The sequence below is a fragment of the Desulfitobacterium sp. THU1 genome (genome assembly GCF_038181555.1).
In the GTDB taxonomy this organism is placed as follows: domain Bacteria; phylum Bacillota; class Desulfitobacteriia; order Desulfitobacteriales; family Desulfitobacteriaceae; genus Desulfitobacterium.
Genome location: NZ_JBBWUA010000010.1, coordinates 54,903 through 72,966, shown reverse-complemented (window position 1 = coordinate 72,966; position 18,064 = coordinate 54,903). Strand labels below are relative to the sequence as shown.

Below are 18,064 nucleotides of genomic sequence, written 5' to 3'. Positions count from 1 at the left end.
TTTTAACGTAGCGGACTCGAGCAACGATCCACGAGGTAGACTAAGGATTGATAGCTTATTCCACTGTGAGCCGAAAGACCAATCTCACAGGTCCGGCTGTTGGAATACCCACCGGTACAATCGTCAGTAATGGCTTGACTCAACCCGGCTAAGGCTGCTTGATTTAATTCGGGATAAGTAAAGCCCTTATCCCCGGCAAAACCGCAGCAATGCACATCATCCGGAATAATTACCTTTTCGGCACAGGCCTCCGCCACAGCCTTGAATTTTTCACTTAGGCGCATCTTAATGGAGCTGCAGGTCACATGGATAGCAATTGTCTCCGGAACCGGTTGAAAATGCAAGCGGTGCAGCAAAAAGTCATGGGTAAATTCCACGGACTCATGAAGCTCAATACCGGATTTAAAAGCTCGCTTCATCCGATACAGGCAGGGACTGGTATCACAGACAATCGGGTATTTGCCATTTTCGCTGGCTTGAAGCAGAACCTTTTCTAATTCCGCACTTTTCTCATCAGCGATGTCAAAGAAGCCTTTACTCTCCCAAGGCATTCCGCAACAGAGCTTATCTAGACCCGCCGGAATAATCACTTCATAACCTGCCTTAGCAAGGATGGAGCACATCACTTCACTCAAGGGTCTTTGATCCTTATCCTTGCGAGCCGGTCCCATGGAACGACTGATACAGCTTGGGAAATACACTACCTTTAGCACTTCCCCATTCTTGGCGGTGTAAATCGGGTGCAGAGGCTTCACCTTGCCATGGCCTTTGCTAGGCATCCATGAATTCCACAAAGGAATCTTGCTTTGAGAAACCCCACGGGCGGTTTTTGCCAAACTACCCATTAGGCGACTACCTAGTAAGGAGTGGGTCCCATCAACAACACCTAACCCGACACGCATGATGCCAGTAACCCCATTCATATTCTTGGCTAGAGCTGTAGCAATCTTACGCGTAGCCGGGGTAATGGCCTGTGAACGCAGATATTTGGAACTGTCCCCGGTATTGATGTTGAGAGGACAGGAAGTAGCACAAAGGCCATCCGTCGCGCAGGTCGCATTCCCTGCATAGTCATAATCCTTAAGTAAACGCATCAGCCGCTCTGGGTCTTTACCGGTTCGTTTCAGGTGAGATATCTCCCGTTGGAGAATAATGCGCATGCGCGGAGTGGTCGTTAAGTGCTTGGATGGACAGATGTCCTGGCAGAAGCCACAGTTAGTACAGCTATCGATGGTTTCATGAGACTGAGGCATGACTTTCAAGTTCTCAAGATGAACGTTTTTATTATCATTGATGATGACCCCGGGGTTTAAAAGATTGTGGGGATCAAAGGCAGACTTTAGTCGACGCATCAGCTCATAGGCTTTGCTTCCCCATTCTAATTCCACGAAGGGAGCCATATTCCTGCCTGTCCCATGCTCTGCTTTCAGTGAACCATTATATTTTTTAACCACGAACTCATTGACTTCGTTCATCAAGCCCTCATAGCGAGCGATTTCTGCATCGGTATCAAACTTTGGCGTAAAGATAAAGTGCCAGTTGCCATCTAAGGCATGCCCGTAGATGATGGCATCGGTGTAACCAAATTTGTTGAGACTATTGCGCAGATCAGCTGTAGCCTCGGCTAAGCGATCCAAAGGAAAAGCCACATCTTCAATGAGCACCGCTGTCCCCTGGGGACGAACCCCACCTACTGCGGGAAAAATATCCTTGCGAATTTTCCAGAACGTTTCATATTCTGAGTTAACTGCCGTGAATTGAATGGGAAATACCGTGGGGATATCTTCTAAGACAGAGGTTGTCTTCTTTATGTATTGATCGAGCTCCTCTGGTTTCGCCGAACGCACTTCAACTAAGAGGGCCGTCGCCGTATCGGAAAGGGTTTTTAAATACTCCGGCATTCCCGGTGCATCTTCAACAGACCTTAAGGAAGCACGGTCCATCATTTCCGCAGCTGCTACTAAATCTCGGGTGAGTCTCATCACCGCATGACAAGCATGATCCATATCGGGGTAAATGATTAAGGCTGAGGCTTTATGGTCATAATCAATGACTGTTTTATAAGTAATTTGAGATATAAAGCCTAAGGTCCCTTCTGAGCCGATGATGATATGCTTAATAATCTCGATCGGATCATGGAAATCAACAAAAGCGTTGATGCTATATCCCGTTGTATTTTTGATCTTATATTTTTTGTGAATCATCGCTACGAGGTCTGGGTCAGCATTAATCTCATCGCGTATTGCCTCGATTTGACGGATGAGATCAGCCTTACGCTCCATGAAATACTGACGGGAAGCGGTATCCGCAGTATCCAAAATCGTCCCATCATCAAAAATAATCCGCATCTCTTCCACAGTCTTATAGCTGTTGTCGGCAGTACCGCAGCACATCCCGCTGGCATTGTTAGCCGCAATCCCCCCAATCATACAGTGATCGATGGAAGCGGGGTCGGGTCCGATTTTACGTTTAAAGGAGCGGAGATAACGATTCGCTTCGACCCCGAGAATACCCGGCTCCAAGCTAATCTTCTTCCCTCCCTCGTGGACATGATAATGCCGCCAAGACCCTTGGAGCACCAAGAGCACGGAATCCGTCAAAGCCTGACCGGATAGACTGGTACCCGCTGTGCGAAAGGTCACGGGGATCTTTGTTTTCTGGGAAAGACGAAGAATTTCTCCTATCTCGGCGTCATTCTGCACACGAATAACAATCTTCGGAATGAGTCGGTAAAAGCTGGCATCAATACCATAACCCAAGGTATAAAAGGGATCAATAAAAATCCGCTGATAGGGTATGAATTGGGCGACCTCACGATAAAAACTCTGATATTCTTGAGGAAGCCCTTTCAGATCTTCTTCCTTCTGTTTTAGGTTACGGGGGTCACTTGGATTCAAATCATAATTGATTGACTTCGTTCCACTTTGCCAATGAGTCATGACTTCACGTCCTTCCTTTATCTGATAGGTTAGTTTTAGCCAATTTTCGATCGAAGATTCTCCTTTATGACAAGCTTCATATTTCATTCTATTTTTATCCTGAATATCCTTTAAAATAATTACAACTTTAATTTTCGTATAAGTATAATCTACAATGAATTGTAGTCAGCTAACTGTTCTGGCTGGTAAAAACTTAGTATGTTATAATAGAAAAGAGCAGAAACAGTCAAAAAGGGGATATTAATATGGCAGGTAATAGAATAATTTGCACTAAGAATAATGTCGACTACGTGTCAATTAGAAAGGCAATGACGGCAGGAGCAAGGACAAAAGAAGAAATAGCCGCCAGTGCAGGAGTTTGTACTGAATGTGAGGGCTGTCAATCCGAATTAGAAACTATTCTTAGCTCTGTTTGCGGATGTAAAAAGGTTTCCTTAGCAACTGTAGTCGCCGCAGTTAAAGCAGGTGCCGATACTGTGGAAAAAGTTAGCGAGGTTACCGGAGCGGGTACAGGAGTAGACGAGGTCACTGGTGAGGAATGTGGGAAGTGTAAGGGCTTAATTCAAAACATCATTGATTTAGGAAGATAAGTTTCTATAGTAATAGCCAGGGGGTATCAGCCCCCTGGCTATTTTGGCTATATACACGATAGAGTTACCATGTAAATTTAATTCTCTTAATTTAAAGCTTTCTCCAAAATCTCATTTAAGCGATTGACCATACTACGGGGATCCACGATGATTCCGGCTGCAATCTGAGCATTGGCGAAGAGCTGTTCAGCTGCCAGTGGAGCAAAGGAATCTTCCTGCTTTCTCAATTCATTGAGACGTTGAATTAAGCCATGCTTCGGGTTAATTTCCAAAATACCGGGAGGAACATCCTGCAGATCTCGGTTCATAAGCTGCATCATCCGTTGCATACTGTGTGTGCCATAATGACTCAGGATAATTGCCGGGCTGTCCACTAGACGCTTTGACTCCCTAACCTCCGTGACTTTTGCGCCCAATATTTCTTTGAGCCAGCCATTAAAGGCCTGCAATTCCTCTTCAGATAAGAGCTGCTCCCCTTCCTTCACCTCAGAATCTGTCAGCTTCAAATCATCATGGTCAGCAGAAATCAAGCGTTTTCCTTCATATTCACGAATCATATCAAAGACATAGTCATCAATGCCTTCATAGGTATATATGACCTCATAATCCTTATCTTTGAATACTTCCAAATAGGGACCCTTTTCAATAATCTCGCGAGTTGGCCCATTGATGAAGTAAATCGACTCTTGACCTTCCTTCATCCGACTCACATAATCCCCTAAGGAGATTAACTCGCCTTCCCCAGTTTTTGAGGACTCAAAACGCAAGAGCTTCAAAATCTCCTGACGATGGGTGAAGTCATTGGCGGCGCCTTCCTTAAGGAAAATGCTGAACTCACTCCAGAAAGTCTTGAATTTCTCCGGCTCATTCTTCGCCTGTTCATCTAAGAACTTCAGAAAACGACTGGTCACCACTTTATTTAGCTTGGCTACTAAAGCGCTATCTTGCATGGTTTCCCGGGAGATGTTCAAGGGAAGCTCCTCGCTGTCAATGACCCCGCGCACAAAACGCAACCATTCTGGGAGAATGTCCTTGGCCTTTTCTTGAATGAGAACCTTTTTGCAATACAAATTAATACCGGTGTCCATCCGGCCAAAGCCGAATTTCTCCATATTCGAACTTGGCACGAACAACAAGGTATTAATATTAATGGGGGCATCCGAGGAAAAATGCATTTTCAGCAAAGGCTCATCAAAGGCATTAGCAATGTACTTATAGAATTCAGTATACTCCTCATCTGAGACTTCATTTTTATTCTTGGTCCACAATGCTTGGACCGTATTGATCTTTTCATCATTGACGAAGACGGGATAGGGTACAAAGCTGGAGTACTGCTTAATAATACGCTTCACTGTGTCAGCCTTCGCAAAATCCTCGGCATCTTCCTTGAGATGAAGGGTAATCTGAGTTCCCCGAGGGAGATCCTCTTCCTCAGCAATGCTGTAATCCCCTCTCCCATCCGATTCCCAGCGGTAACCTAGGGCCTCCGGCTGATAGGAGCGAGTGGTCAAAGTTACTTTATCAGCTACCATAAAGGCGGAATAAAAGCCGACCCCGAACTGACCAATCAGATTCACATCCTTGTTATCTCCCGCTTCCGCTAAACGCTGAACAAAGGCTTTCGATCCTGAATGGGCAATCGTCCCTAAGTTTTCGATTAAATCGTCCTTCGTCATACCAATACCAGAATCAGCAATGGTTAAGGTATGGGCGTTCTCATCAGAAGTAATCCGAATCTCCAAAGGCAGATCTTGGTCCTTGAGCTCCTGTCCAGTAAGTTGAATATACCTCAGCTTTTCAGAAGCATCGGCAGCATTCGATACAAGCTCGCGTAGAAATATCTCACGATCTGTATAAAGAGAATTAATTACGATATCAAGTAGCTGCCTAATTTCTGTTTGAAATTCTTTTGTCTCCATCTGACTCATTGTGTTTAAACCCTCCAAAATATGTAATTAATGTGTACTACCTATATTTTAATCAAATTTGGTCAGAGGTGCAAGCTACTCATAAAAACGTCAACTAATTATGGTAAAATGAGATGGACTCAGAGAACAAGGGCCACCAGGCCTAATTATATGGAGGGAACCTAATGGATTTTTTGCCTATTGTGAATGGTGCTCTTGCCGCGCTTGCCATCCTTTTACTTATCCTACTCTTAATTAAGACAGCAAAGCTGACACACTTAGAAAATCAAATGACTCACCTGGAAAAAAACTTGGAACGTCAGGAACGACTTTCTCAGGAAGAATTAGCGCGGAACCGGGAGGAAAGCCACTCCCTCTCCCGACAAGGCAGAGAGGAAATGAGCCAATCCCTAAAACGCTTCAACGACTCTCAGTTGACTCAGATGGCAGAGATTGCTAGCCTTCAGCGCAGCCAGCTGGATATCTTCGCCAAACAAATGAATACCCTTTCCCAGACTACTGAGCAGAAGCTTGAGCTTATGCGTAAAACTCTTGAAGAACGGCTCCTGCTTATCCAGCAAGATAATGCTCAAAAGCTTGAGCTCATGCGGGTCACCGTCGATGAAAAGCTGACCTCTACCCTAGAACAACGACTTGGCGAATCCTTTAAAATGGTCAGCGATCGTCTGGAACAAGTCCATAAAGGGCTCGGCGAAATGCAAACGCTGGCTTCAGGTGTCGGGGATTTGAAAAAAGTCCTAACCAATGTGAAAACTCGGGGAACCTGGGGTGAGGTTCAATTGGGTACTTTACTCGAACAAATCCTCACCGCCGACCAATATTCCACAAACGTGGTTACCAAGGCCGGGAGCAAGGATCGTGTAGAATTTGCCATCAATATCCCGGCTAAAGACGGTGAGGGTCGCCTTATCTATCTACCTATCGATGCGAAATTTCCTATCGAAGATTATGACCGTCTACTCGATGCCCAAGAGCAATGTGATCTTCCTCGTATTGCCGAAGCTCAAAAAGCTTTAGAATACCGCATTAAAGCCGAAGGTAAATCCATACACGAGAAATATATCGATCCACCGAACACCACGGATTTCGCTATTCTTTTCCTCCCCATTGAGGGGCTCTATGCGGAAGTTCTCCGTCGTCCCGGTCTCTGTGAAATGTTGCAGAGAGACTATAAAGTCGTGATTGCCGGTCCGACGACTTTAGCCGCTCTGCTCAACAGCCTCCAAATGGGCTTTAGAACCCTGGCCATCGAAAAACGTTCCAGTGAAGTCTGGAACCTTCTCAGTGCCGTAAAGACCGAGTTTGGTAAGTTTACCGAGATCCTCGAAAAAACCCAGAAAAAGCTCCAAGAAGCTAGTAATACGATAGAAACCGCGACTCGTAAGTCGCGGTCCATCGGTCGCAAGCTCAAAGATGTACAGAGCCTGCCTGTGGAAGAAAGCGCTGCTTTATTGGCGGCAGGGGAAGAAGAATAAGCTTGGGAGCACTTAGAGGAACTTAGGAGAGCTAAACAGACTGCCCCAAGTCCTGATTCCCCAACGGAGTAGATATTTTTTCTTTATCTTCCCTAACGAGGAGACTATACAGTACCGGAACAACTACTAGAGTAAAGAGTGTTGAGACTAGGAGTCCGCACATCAAGGCCACGGACATGGGGGTGAATAAATCACTTCCCGAAAGGGCCAAGGGTACCAGACCGATCACAGTGGTCACCGCGGCCAGAATGATGGGACGATAACGACGATGGACAGCGAAGGTGCAGGCCTCGTCGATGGTCATTCCCTCTTCCCGGGCTAACTTGATAAACTCAATAAGCAGGATGGCGTTCCGAATAACCAGACCCATGAGGCTGACTACCCCTACCAAAGCGGTGAAGGATAAGGGCTGGCTGAATAAAATCAGTCCGGCAACTACGCCGATGATGGATAAGGGTATGGTAATAAAAATGATTGCCGGCTGCAAAAAGGAGCGGAACTGGATCATCAGGATGATATAGATCAGGAAGAGCGCAAAAATCGCGGTGATGCCCAGACTACCGAAATTATCCTTGATATCCTTGGCTTCCCCTTCATAGCTCAGAGTCAGCTCTGAAAAATCGAAGCCTGATGATTCCAGCCTTTGCTTCAGGGTGTTCTCGATGGTCACGGCACTAAAGCCTGGTTGAACTTTACCGGAAATCGTCACCGCCCGAACCCCGTCATACTTGTTAATTGTCGGCACAGTGGATTGAAGATGGATTTCCCCTAATTGCTTCAGGAGCATCTTATTGCCGGTTAGGGAGGATTTGATGGCTAGGTTTTCTAAGTCTTCCTTAGTCTCTATATCCCCTTGGACAATAATCGAGTACTCATTGCCGGCAAGGCGGAATACGGAAGCTTCTACGCCGCTTAGAGCGATATTGATCTGCCGTTGAATATCATAATTGGTCATGCCCATGGAAATGGCCCGCTCTGTATCCACATCCACGACAAATTCATACTCATTGGCGGCGTAATCATCCTCCACATTCATGGACCCGGCAATTCCCTCAAGCTCTTGGCGAATCAAGGCCACGGCATCTCTAACTTGCAAAGGATCCTCGCCACTGACTCTGATTTCCAGAGGAGCCCCGGGGAAAGCCTTCTCCAAGAGCAACACATCCGCCGTTCCGCCAACTAATTGCCCGTCGAGCTGCTCTTGGATATGGAGAGCTAATTCTTCATTATTCGTAAATTCACTGTTTTCCAGATTCACTTTCAGCATGATCTGGCCAAAGTCCTTGGAGGGGGTAGCTTTGGGTAAAGTAATATAGAACTTGGGCAAACCCTCCCCCACTGCTGTAGAATAGCTGATGACCTCCTCATTGCTTTGCAGAATCTCTTCCACCTGCTTAGCAAGCTTTGCCGTAGCCCCGATATCTGAGGCACTTTCCGAATGAAGATTGATATAGAAGACATTTTTATCAGCCTTAGGGAAGAACTCAATATGAAGCTGCATGGCACTATAGCTCGCTAAGGCAATGAGCAGAACGGAGGCAAGAACCGTCGTCTTCTTATAAGTCATGCCAATTCTTAGGAAGTACTCATAAAAACGACGGAGGATCGCTTTTTTACCGCTATCTTCTTTTAACTTATCGAAGAACAAATAGGCTAAAACCGGGGTAACCGTAATAGCGACCAAAAACGACGCCACGACGGAAATAATAACAGTTTGGGGTAAGGACCTGAGGAATTCCCCTGCCGGACCGGGGACAAAAAGCATGGGTGAAAAAGCTGCCACGATGGTTAAGGTGGCAGAAAAAACCGGAATCACGGCCTGTTTCATACCCTTGATACAGGCCTCCATTTTTTCTAACCCTTGGTCAATATGAACTTGTATAGCATCGATAATCACAATGGCATCATCCACTAAAATTCCCAAAGCCAGAATCAGAGCAGCAATGGAGATTTCATGAAGCTGTATTCCCAATAGATACATAGCAATAAAGGTAAGAATTATGGAGAGAGGAACCGCAGTGGAAGCCACCAAAGCATTCCGGAAACCCATCCCCAGAAAGACGACGATGAGAACCAAAGCCATACCCTCTAGGAGATTTCTAAAAAACTTGGCTACACTTATATCTACATCTGTAGGCTGGTAAACGATCTCGTCAATAACTAATCCAGCTGGCATTTCGGCTTTAATCTGATCCAGCTCAGTCCGGATCTCTTCCCCTGTGAGAAGAATATTGCGATTCTCCTCAAAGAAGCCGCTGAGCATAATCGCATTTTGCCCGTTGTGCTTGAGTTGATAACTGGAGTCTTCGATATCCCAAGCGATTTTTGCCACATCCTTCAAGCGGATGGGGGCCCCTGTCTCTTTGGAAACATCCACGATCAGGTTTTCGATATCTGCCAGTGAAGTGAAGAGACCCGGGGAGGTGACATTAACCTTCACCTTATTATCGCTTAAGGAGCCAGCAGGAATCTGTAGGTTTTGGGCTTGGATTAGACTAACCAGTTCATTGAGAGAGATATCGTATTTATTTAACTCCGTGGTCATGACTTCGATCTTGGCCACTTTATTTTGAACCCCGGATACGGTAAAACGGGAAATTCCATCAATTTTGGCGAGCCTGCTTTTGAATTGGTCAGCATAATCTGCTAATTGCTCATAGGAATACCCTTCACCGGAAAGGCTGATAATCATACCTGCCGTTTCCACAAGCTCTGTATCGACTTCTATGTCTAAGCATTCCGCGGGAATATCTCCTTGGGCATCGTCAATAATCTGCCCGAGCTCATTCCAAGCCTCCTTCACATCCACATCATAGTCCAACTCCAACACCACAACCGACAAACTGTTTTTCGTAATGGATTGCGAGGTTTTGTAGCCCGGCACTTCTCTGATTCCCTCTTCAATTACCCGGGTTACTAGTTTTTCCACATCCTCGGGAGAAGCCCCTGGATAAATGGTAGTGATGACTGCATAAGGAGACGATACATCCGGACTCTCCTGTTTGGGGACTAAATAATAGCTGTAAAAGCCCAAAGCAATGGCAATCATCGTAAAGAAAATCGTAAAACGCCAATTCTTAATAATTTGGTAAATGATTCCCTTCTTATTGCTCATTGGAGTTAACCTCACTTTGCTGATTAGGGCTAACCTCACTTTGGATCTTCACTTTATTTCCTTCCTTTAAGGTTTTCATGCCGCTGGTTACATACTGCTCTCCGCTCTTCAACCCCTCTACCCGCACATTGAACCCTTGGACATCCAAGAGTTTTATGTTTCTTTTAACGGACCGCTCGTCCTCCACGATAAAGATATAATCTTCACCATCGTTAAGGACACAAGCCAAAGGAACCCAAACTCCGGCAGCCTCACCTTGAGCAAACTTTACTTCTGCCGTGGCCCCCAGATAAAAGGAATCCTCGGGATACGGTTCAGTGATAAGAATCTCTGCATTATAAGTGCGGGTCTGTGCATCGGGGACGGCATCAAGTCGTTCTACTTTTCCTTTGACCGTTTTCCCATCAACTGAAACCTCGACGGCATCTCCCACTTTAACCTTCTGAATGTCCTTTTGGGACACTCCTACCGTAACCTTCTGTTCAGGGGAACGAATCACCACCACAGGATAGCCGGCGGCGATAATCTCACCTTCACGGAAAAGAATATCCACTACATAGCCTTCCTTATTGGCATAGAGCTGAGCATCGTTAAGCTGTACTTGTTTGGCTTGATGGCCAATCTTTGCTTGCTGATAGGTTGCTTCCTTCACATCAAGGTCCAGCTTAAGCTTGATTAAATCTGCTTCCGCCAAGGCACCAGCTTGGAAGAGCTGTTCCATTTTTCGGTAATTGTTCTGAGCCTCTTGATAGGCCTTCTCCGACTTGGTGACATCGAGTTGCGCGGCTTGAAGTGCCAAATTATACTCCGTGGTATCCAAGGAAGCAAGCCTTTGTCCGGCCTTTACTGCACTACCTTTTTCTACAGTTATGGCACTTAGTTTGCCGGGAATCTTAAAGCTGTGCTTCGCCACCTCCCCAGAAGAGGTCAGCCCAGTATAGCGTAATTCAAGAGGAAACTTTTCTTCTTTAGCTTCTTGAACTTGGATCAATTTTTCTTTTTCGGGAGTGATCACCGCCGCTTGCTCTGTGCAGCCTGCGAGTATGAAGGTAAAGATAAGGAAAAATGAAGTTAAGGTCCACGCTTTTGTCCTAAACATCTAGTTGTCCTCCCCATTCTTGAGAATCCCATGAAAAAAGAGATTCTTCATTTGTTCAAGAAGCTGCTTAATCGTAATATCTTGGGATTCCAGCATTTTCGAATCAGCCGGTGTCATAAACAGATTATGGATCATGGCCACGATAATCACCGGATTGAGATCCGCGCGAATCTTCCCCTCCTCCTGACCTTCTTCAATGAGAGGATAAAGTATGGCTTGTCGAAACTCTGCCAATCTCTCAATTTTTTCTTTTTCTTGAGGATAGTTACGGTAAAGCTCATCCACCAGTCGAAAAGGGATATCCTCTGGAGTATACATAGTAAGCATGGCCTCAAACTTCTCTAACCAAGTCGCTTGCTCAGCGATGGCTTCACAAAAAGTCCGTTTTTCCATCTCAACGATATTATCCACCAGCTCGCTAATCAGTTGATTTTTGGACTGAAAGACTTTGTAAATCGTCTTTTTACTAATCCCTAGGTCACTGGCCACATCATCCATGGTGAACCCACGCAAGCCATAGCGCTGGATCAGTTCATAAGCTTTTCCTAATATGCGATCGCGCAAATATTTCTCCTCCCCTGCGGAAACTATATCAGTATCTATAGTTTCCTATGAGATTCTTTACCTGTCAAGAACAAAAAGATGTTGATTTTAATCAACATCTTTTTTACTACCCCGGAGCTTATTGTCCCGAAGATTGTGCTTTTAGTTGCCCTTCTTCGAGAACCTCTCCATTAAGTAGCCAGTAATAATTTAGTTCTGTAGCTCCTAAGGGTTCCCCCCCCTGCAACTCAGACTGGGTATACCCTCTGGGTTCCCGATGAAGTCCCCATTTGAGCAAAAGCTTAAGCCAATCTTGGAGAATCAGATCCACCACTTCATAATCAATTTTTTCCTTAGAATTTCCCATTGTATTGCCTTTAGGATTTCCTTTGCTGTAAAAATTCCTACCACAATGTTTTTGAACGCATGTATTCCATGCCAGAATAAAATTAGGAGCGTCTGTGCTGAGGATTCCTTCCTCCCAATTCTTTAATAACTGCACTTTTCTTTCTCCGCCTAAATTTCCATAGCAGGATAAATATAACAGCTCATAGGCACCCAAAAAGCGCTGTGCATGTTGTAAATACTCTCTTTTGGCTCGCTCAAAGGTGTGGGGATGCAGAACAAGGCTAGCCACTGTACTTGATGTATGAGAAGCCCTCGATTGGGTAACTTTATTTTCCTTTTTCGATAGAATCATTTCCAAGGCTTTACTTTCCTCTTTGGGTTGTTTTACTTTGACTCGTTTTTGATTCTCTTTGATTTGAGGGGCATAACGCTTTCCAAAATAGAATAAGAGGATAATAACAATAGCAACAGCGATACTTTCCCAGCTACTTCCCATATTCTCTCCCCCCTTCATGTCTACAGCAAAGGTAGCCTGCTTCATTTTATTCGAATGAGTATGCTTTTTTTCCACTTCTATAGAAAAAAAGCATTTTCTAATCTAAATTTATCTTAGCAAAATTAATGTCAATTGTCACCTTCTCCCTATATCGCCTTTCTTCTCAAATTCAAAGCGCAGCTTTCCAGTTGAAGGGTTTTCCCAAACCAGATAGGCCTGAAAGCTCTTTCCGGTCTTGGAGCGAAATCCTTGAATCAAGGGAGTTTTTCCCTTATCTAAGAGACTTTTTACTTGAGTGGGGGTTAGTACTTTCCCGCAGATTGAATTTTTCCAAACTATGAACGGACATCCCGTTTGCCAGTTCTGACAGCCATAGCCCTTTTCCCGTTCGACGACTCCACCGCCACAGCTCGGACAAATCCCCAGCACTTCAACCACCTGTCCCTTTAAAGGCTCTTTTTCCGGTAGAGTACTCTTTATGTTCGTTGCCCTCTCACTATGCATTCCTTTTTTTGTATCTCCCCCAAAAGCAATAGGCTTTTTCCCATAGGTGGATTCAAAGCGACGCAATTCTTCAATAATATTGCGTATGGCTTGTTCTACCCTTGACATATAGTGGCTTAAGGGAATTTCACCCCGCTCCACCTGCGCCAATTCATATTCCATTTGTCCGGTCATTTCCGCACTGATTAACAACTGTGCCTGTGGCAAGCGTTCTTTTATCAAGCCGATTAGCTCGACACCCTTTTCTGTAGGTGCGAGAACCTTCTGTTGTTGAACCAGATATTCCCGATCTAAAAGGTTTTCAATGATCGCTGCCCGGGTGGCCACAGTTCCTAAGCCTTTACCTTTTAATTGTTGACGCAGCATCTCGTCTTCAATCTCTTTACCGGCACCTTCCATGGCTTTGATCAAATCCCCTTGGGTATAGCGTTTCGGTGGTTTGGTTTCCTTCTGGAGAGCCTGACAGCTTTTGGCTAAAACCTCGTCATCCTTAAGCATATTGGGAAGTAGCCCAGACGGTTGGTCATCGTTTTCTTTTTCGTCCTTGCTCTTGCCTGAGGAAGCCGGATGCTTTGCTGAGCTTTCAACCTCTTTCCAGCCCGCCTCCAGTAAAACCCTTCCCTTGGTCATAAACGACTCGCTATCCACTACTGTGACGATCTCTTTTTCTGCGTAGCGGGCCGACGGAAACCAGATGGTTAGGAACCGCAACACAATCATTTCCCAGATCTTTACCTCATCCGGACTTAAGTTTGAGCCAACCTTTTCCGTGGTTGGGATAATCGCATGGTGAGCCGTAATCTCATTGATGACCCGTTTCCCTTTGGGAAGAGGCAGGGCCAAAGCTTTCTCGGCCCACTGCCCATAGGGTCCGTTCTGCAGTGCCTGTACATGTGCTTTAAGCTTAGGTAATAAATCGGGGGGCAAGAAATTACAATCCGTTCTGGGATAAGTAATCGCTTTCTTCTCGTAGAGGGATTGCGCAATCTTTAGCACCTTCTCCGCTCCAAAGCCATAGCGTTTAGAAGCTGCAACTGTCAAAGATGTTAAATCAAACAGCAAAGGATGATGCTCCATGCTCTCCTTCTCTTTTATCGAATGGACCTTTCCCATTTTCCCTTGAACCTTGTCGATGATCTCATTTCCCCGAGCTAAGTCTAAGGAGGATTTCTCTTGTTCCTGGTTATCCTCTGGGCTCTTAGCTTGACCTTTGCTTGTTCGCGACTTTTTTGCAGCCGGATCAAACCATTTTCCTTTGTAAATGCCCTTATCACTTGTAAACTCTGCTTCAATCTCCACATAGGAAACGGGTACAAAGTTCTGAATAGACCACTCTCGTTCCACAACAAGGGCTAAGGTCGGAGTCTGTACTCGACCCATGGAGATCACATTGGGTTTTTTTCTGATCGGATCAAAGCTACCAAAAAGGGCGCTAAATCCTTCCGTCAAATTCATCCCGAAATCCCAGTCCCCATAGGAGCGCCCATAGCCTGCCTGCGCCAGGCCCTCTACTTCGTGAAAGGGGCGCAATTTCGCCATACCCTCGCGTATAGCCTCTTGGGTCAAGGACGAAATCCAGAGCCGAAAAAGCGGCTTCTGGCAGCCAACCGCATCCCAAACCTCTTGGAAAAGCAACTGTCCCTCGCGGTCGGCGTCAGTCCCACAGATAACCTGTTCAATCTCCTGCGATTTAAGAAGACGTTCCAATACCTTAAATTGCTTTTGGGTGCTGAGCTTTAAACCGTGCTTAAATTCCCCTACCTGCGGTAGTACCGGTAGGCGGTGGATACCCCAACGCTTGCCAACCTTATCGAGATCCATATAGGTCTCGGGAGACTTCAGCTCAAAGAGATGACCAATACACCAGGAAATGATGTACTCTTCATTCGCAAAATATCCTTCTCCTTTGCCCTTTACGCCAAGAGTCTTGGCATATTCTCTGGCTTGGGAGGGTTTCTCGGCAACAAGTAAGGTCTTGCCCAAAATTCTTCCACCTCAAATATCTAAAATTTCCTTCAGCTAATATTTTCTTCTCATAAAAAATAAACTTTGTGGGAGATTATGTAGTGTATCAGGCGTGTATTAATGCCTGAGAAAAAAGGAGGACATGCTAATGCCTGGACGAATTGACAAAATAAGTTCCCATCTTCAAGGAGTCAAATGTGTAGTGAACAGCTGCCATTATTGGGGAAATGACCACTGTTATGCTCAAGAAATCGAAGTTCAAGCTCCCAATGCTAAAACCTCTGAAATGACCGACTGCGCAACCTTCGTTCCTAATGGGACCTTGAAGTAATCATTCGACAATAAATGATTATTCCATCCTGAGTTGCCAAAACCCTTTTAAAACAGAAAAGAGCAAGGATTTGAGCTGGGTTCAGCTCAGATGGCCTTGCTCTTTTTTGTTCGTGTATCTGAATACTTCTAATACAAATTATCTTATCCCTTATGCAGATCATCTTGTCATCCAAAAGTGATCCCCACTAACCTACTGTTGATCACGGGTCATTTTCCGCCGCTGTTGCCATTGAACAAATCCATAACTAAAGACAAGAACGAACACTGCCGAAACGACCTGAATCGGTTGACTCAGGAGACCTCGCATGCTTAATGAGATGATAAAGGACACGGCCAATCCACCAACTACAGCAATTCCATCGATCTTCGAGGGGTTTAATGAGGTAAAGTGCTCTAAAATCCACCATATCAATCCAGCAAAGCCAATGGCCAGCAATAGACCGGGTAGCATCATTTGACTAAACATTAAATCCCCCTCATCTTGTACCTCTTTTCTTAATTATACCTTAGGCTAGGCAAAGACTTATAGAGGGAATGTTTGTCAATTGACTCTAATCTTCGGGCGTTTGGCTGGTTTGTAGAAAGGGCAGATAGTACTTTTTGGCTAAGATGGAGGCTCCCAAATTGTAGAGAAAATGAGCCCAGACCGTGGCCCAAAGGGTGCCGGTCAAGCCGTAGAGCGAACATAGGATCAAACTGATGAGAAATACCCCACTCATAAGAACCGGTTTTTTCAGATAGCGCATATGCATGGCAGTAAATAAGAGACTAGTGAAAAAGATCCCTTGGATCGGTCCGAATGCTGTGCTAAGGCCTGTTTGAACCACTCCACGCACCAAAAGCTCCTCCGAGAAGGCACCGACCAAAAACATGGGGCCGAGAGTCGAGGTTGGCAACTCCAATAAGAGCCGATTTACTCCCCCGTCATCGAAAGCATCCACCGGAAAAACTCGCCATGCGACGAGTTGAATGCCCATTCCCAAAATCGCCACTGCAGTTCCTAGAATCCAAATACCCACAGCATTATCCCAAGAGAAGAAATTCTGTAAAGTGTAGCCCTTCCGAAGATAGAATAGCCAAAAGAGTCCTCCTCCGGGAATCAAGAGCAAAAGCTGCGTAAGCCAAAAAGAAGGAAGTAGAGCCGCTCGAAGCTGGGTCTCCTGCTGAAGTTGAGTCTCCTGCTGAAGCTGATGATGATCGTCCTCCATATTGGACACTGTATTTCCTCCTTTGTACACGTGGTGCTGTAAGCTTATCTTCGCTATACACTGTTTTAGCCCCGTACTACTACTCTGTGTTTATCTACTTAGTGCTCTGTCTCATATATTTTGTGCTCTGTCTTATCGTCGCAATGCTCTATCTTATCCCTGCCGTAGTCTGTTATACCCCTGTATTACCCTATGCTTATCCTATCTGGATTTGCGTTAGTTGACAAGCGAATTCCTACTTTATAAATTACCCAAATAAATGTGCTTGACTTGCCTTTCTGCGTTTCAGTCATTATGATAGAAGAAGAATTTATTGAATGAAGGGTGATACCAGCTTGGCTAAAATCGAACTAATTGCCACCAGCGCCTTTGGCATTGAAGCTATAGTGAATCGAGAGCTCCATAATCTTGGCTATACAGATACGAAAGTTGAAAACGGCAAGATTACCTTTATGGCCAATGAACTAGGAGTTTGTCGAAGTAATCTTTGGTTGCGTTCAGCAGAGCGTGTGCTCCTAAAAATGGGCGAATTCAAAGCGCTGACCTTTGAAGAGCTCTTCCAACAAACCAAAGCCCTCCCCTGGGAACAATGGCTACCCATCGATGCTGAATTCCCCGTGGAGGGAAAATCTATCAAGTCGAAGCTTTTTAGCATTTCTGATTGTCAAGCCATCGTCAAAAAGGCAATCGTCGAACGGCTGAAAGAGGTTTACGGCATCAGTTGGTTTAAAGAAACCGGTCCCAAGTACAAGATCGAGGTCGCTTTGTTAAAGGACATTGCCACTTTAACCATCGACACCTCCGGTGCCGGACTACATAAGCGCGGCTATCGTAAGCTAGCAGGTCAAGCTCCTTTGAAGGAAACCTTAGCCTCAGCTATGATAAACCTTAGCTACTGGAAGGCAGATCGCGCCTTAATCGACCCTTGCTGCGGCACAGGTACGATTCCGATCGAGGCTGCTATGATCGCCCTAAATCGTGCACCCGGTCTTAAGCGTGAATTCGTCGCCGAGACTTGGCCCACGATTAAGGAGAAATTGTGGCAAGAAGCTCGCGAAGAGGCTGAAGATCTTTATAAGCGGGATCAGGAGCTCCATATTTACGGTTCGGATATCGATTCCAAAGCCCTCCAGCTAGCCCGAGCTCATTGCGAGGATGCCGGACTTACCGATAAAATCTTCTTTCAACGCCTACCTGCCGCTGAAGTCCGCTCTCGTTTTCAATATGGTCATATCATCACGAATCCCCCATACGGGGAACGCTTAGGTGAAGAAGAAGAGGTTAAACAACTCTATCGCGACCTGGGTGAAACCTTCAAACAGTTAGAGACCTGGTCCTTGCATATGATCACAACAGACAAGCATCCTGAGCTTCTGATCGGTCGCCGCTGGGATAAAAGCAGAAAGCTCTACAATGGCCGCTTGGAGTGCCATTATTATCAGTTCTTCGGACCTAAGCCTCCCAGACGCCCTCGCGAAAATGAAGAAGTGTCATCTTCTCCTTTAATCAAAGAGTAGCTAT

The 18,064-nt window shown here is 45.5% G+C and carries 13 protein-coding genes; 4 read left to right on the top strand and 9 right to left on the bottom strand.

Features of this window, described 5'->3' with window-relative positions:
* Nucleotides 1–2: 2 nt before the first annotated feature.
* Nucleotides 3–2,939: an FAD-binding and (Fe-S)-binding domain-containing protein gene (locus AAC978_RS10100; protein ID WP_341547936.1), complete on the bottom strand. Its 2,937-nt coding sequence runs from the start codon at nt 2,937–2,939 to the stop codon at nt 3–5.
* Nucleotides 2,940–3,184: 245 nt separating this feature from the next.
* On the opposite strand from AAC978_RS10100, the gene AAC978_RS10095 reads away from it, so the two are divergent.
* Complete coding sequence (locus AAC978_RS10095; RefSeq protein WP_341547911.1) at nt 3,185–3,529, top strand: (2Fe-2S)-binding protein; 345 nt, start codon at nt 3,185–3,187, stop codon at nt 3,527–3,529.
* Nucleotides 3,530–3,615: 86 nt separating this feature from the next.
* On the opposite strand, the gene htpG is transcribed toward AAC978_RS10095, so the two are convergent.
* Nucleotides 3,616–5,457 carry a molecular chaperone HtpG gene (gene htpG, locus AAC978_RS10090; RefSeq protein ID WP_341547910.1) on the bottom strand — a complete coding sequence of 614 codons (1,842 nt, stop codon included), beginning with the start codon at nt 5,455–5,457 and terminating at the stop codon, nt 3,616–3,618.
* 164 nt (nt 5,458–5,621) lie between these two features.
* Between htpG and rmuC the strand changes: the two genes are divergently transcribed.
* On the top strand, nt 5,622–6,932 hold the full coding sequence (gene rmuC, locus AAC978_RS10085) for a DNA recombination protein RmuC (RefSeq protein WP_341547909.1): 1,311 nt from the start codon (nt 5,622–5,624) through the stop codon (nt 6,930–6,932).
* 31 nt (nt 6,933–6,963) lie between these two features.
* Here rmuC and AAC978_RS10080 read toward each other — a convergent pair whose 3' ends face one another.
* From AAC978_RS10080 to AAC978_RS10060, 5 genes are all read right to left on the bottom strand, one after another.
* Nucleotides 6,964–10,047, bottom strand: a complete 3,084-nt coding sequence (locus AAC978_RS10080) for an efflux RND transporter permease subunit (RefSeq protein WP_341547908.1) — start codon at nt 10,045–10,047, stop codon at nt 6,964–6,966.
* Nucleotides 10,037–11,146: an efflux RND transporter periplasmic adaptor subunit gene (locus AAC978_RS10075; protein ID WP_341547907.1), complete on the bottom strand. Its 1,110-nt coding sequence runs from the start codon at nt 11,144–11,146 to the stop codon at nt 10,037–10,039. Before AAC978_RS10075 ends, AAC978_RS10080 begins: the two co-directional genes overlap by 11 nt.
* Nucleotides 11,147–11,710: a TetR/AcrR family transcriptional regulator gene (locus AAC978_RS10070; protein WP_341547906.1), complete on the bottom strand. Its 564-nt coding sequence runs from the start codon at nt 11,708–11,710 to the stop codon at nt 11,147–11,149. It abuts the gene before it with no gap.
* Between the two features lie 118 nt (nt 11,711–11,828).
* Entirely contained in the window at nt 11,829–12,533 is a 705-nt protein-coding gene (locus tag AAC978_RS10065) for a hypothetical protein (protein ID WP_341547905.1), read from the bottom strand.
* Between the two features lie 135 nt (nt 12,534–12,668).
* On the bottom strand, nt 12,669–15,020 hold the full coding sequence (locus AAC978_RS10060) for a type IA DNA topoisomerase (RefSeq protein ID WP_341547904.1): 2,352 nt from the start codon (nt 15,018–15,020) through the stop codon (nt 12,669–12,671).
* A 130-nt stretch (nt 15,021–15,150) separates the two neighbouring features.
* Here AAC978_RS10060 and AAC978_RS10055 point away from each other — a divergent pair, with 130 nt between their 5' ends.
* A complete protein-coding gene (locus AAC978_RS10055) occupies nt 15,151–15,333 on the top strand; it encodes a DUF1540 domain-containing protein (protein WP_341547903.1) in 183 nt (60 codons plus the stop codon).
* A 192-nt stretch (nt 15,334–15,525) separates the two neighbouring features.
* Here AAC978_RS10055 and AAC978_RS10050 read toward each other — a convergent pair whose 3' ends face one another.
* On the bottom strand, nt 15,526–15,801 hold the full coding sequence (locus AAC978_RS10050) for a hypothetical protein (RefSeq protein WP_341547902.1): 276 nt from the start codon (nt 15,799–15,801) through the stop codon (nt 15,526–15,528).
* An 85-nt stretch (nt 15,802–15,886) separates the two neighbouring features.
* A complete protein-coding gene (locus tag AAC978_RS10045) occupies nt 15,887–16,543 on the bottom strand; it encodes a lysostaphin resistance A-like protein (RefSeq protein ID WP_445900301.1) in 657 nt (218 codons plus the stop codon).
* Nucleotides 16,544–16,878: 335 nt separating this feature from the next.
* On the opposite strand from AAC978_RS10045, the gene AAC978_RS10040 reads away from it, so the two are divergent.
* Nucleotides 16,879–18,060, top strand: coding sequence for a THUMP domain-containing class I SAM-dependent RNA methyltransferase (locus tag AAC978_RS10040; protein ID WP_341547900.1), 1,182 nt, complete (start codon nt 16,879–16,881; stop codon nt 18,058–18,060).
* Nucleotides 18,061–18,064 lie beyond the last annotated feature (4 nt).

Coding starts and splice junctions, on each gene's coding strand:
- AAC978_RS10100 (WP_341547936.1), bottom strand. CDS start 2,939: ATGACTCATTGGCAAAGTGGAACGAAGTCAATCAATTATGATTTGAAT.
- htpG (WP_341547910.1), bottom strand. CDS start 5,457: ATGAGTCAGATGGAGACAAAAGAATTTCAAACAGAAATTAGGCAGCTA.
- AAC978_RS10050 (WP_341547902.1), bottom strand. CDS start 15,801: ATGTTTAGTCAAATGATGCTACCCGGTCTATTGCTGGCCATTGGCTTT.
- AAC978_RS10065 (WP_341547905.1), bottom strand. CDS start 12,533: ATGGGAAGTAGCTGGGAAAGTATCGCTGTTGCTATTGTTATTATCCTC.
- AAC978_RS10045 (WP_445900301.1), bottom strand. CDS start 16,543: ATGGAGGACGATCATCATCAGCTTCAGCAGGAGACTCAACTTCAGCAG.
- AAC978_RS10055 (WP_341547903.1), top strand. CDS start 15,151: ATGCCTGGACGAATTGACAAAATAAGTTCCCATCTTCAAGGAGTCAAA.
- AAC978_RS10075 (WP_341547907.1), bottom strand. CDS start 11,146: ATGTTTAGGACAAAAGCGTGGACCTTAACTTCATTTTTCCTTATCTTT.
- AAC978_RS10080 (WP_341547908.1), bottom strand. CDS start 10,047: ATGAGCAATAAGAAGGGAATCATTTACCAAATTATTAAGAATTGGCGT.
- AAC978_RS10095 (WP_341547911.1), top strand. CDS start 3,185: ATGGCAGGTAATAGAATAATTTGCACTAAGAATAATGTCGACTACGTG.
- rmuC (WP_341547909.1), top strand. CDS start 5,622: ATGGATTTTTTGCCTATTGTGAATGGTGCTCTTGCCGCGCTTGCCATC.